A 588-nucleotide genomic window follows, 5' to 3' on the forward strand; every position below is an offset into this window, starting at 1 on the left:
TTACAAGGCATAACCCAATAACAGTTCTTTGCCATTTATCCTGATAATCAACTTCAGCAATAGAAACATTAAATTTTGATTTTATTTTATCCTGAAGCGATTGAATAATTTTTCTTTTATCTTTCAAACTTGTACTGCCTGGTATAATAATCTCAAATTTTAAAGTCCCAATAAACATAGAAATATATATTATATCTTTATTTTAATCTATTTTCCAAATTTTTATAAATTCTTTGATATACTTCCTTAAGAGGGATATTTTTTTCTTCTGAAATTTTTTTACAATCCTCATATTCAGGAGATAAGTTAACAATTTTACCTTCTCTATAAGCAATCTTCACCCTTACTTTCCCCAATTCAGTATTAACTTCTTTTATAGTTCTATCTAAAACAACTCTATTTTCTCTTCTGTATCTAAATCCTATTGTAGTAGTTTCCTGAAATAAAATATTACTAATTTCATTAAACTTACTTTCTGGAACTAAAATTTCAACTTTAAAAATTGGTCTATTTTTTTTACCTATGCCACAGAAAACAGAAATATCTAATGCTCCATTTTTAATAATCTTTTCTATTAAATTTCCTATT

1 protein-coding gene is annotated in these 588 nt (G+C 24.8%); it reads right to left on the minus strand.

Going from position 1 to position 588, the window contains the following annotated elements; all coding sequences use genetic code 11:
- Window positions 1–197: 197 nt before the first annotated feature.
- Window positions 198–588, minus strand: a 391-nt coding sequence (locus NZ841_08535; GenBank protein ID MCS7202806.1) for a LarC family nickel insertion protein, incomplete at its 5' end; no start/stop codon positions are given.

The sequence above is a fragment of the Dictyoglomus sp. genome (assembly GCA_025060475.1).
Taxonomy (GTDB): domain Bacteria; phylum Dictyoglomota; class Dictyoglomia; order Dictyoglomales; family Dictyoglomaceae; genus NZ13-RE01.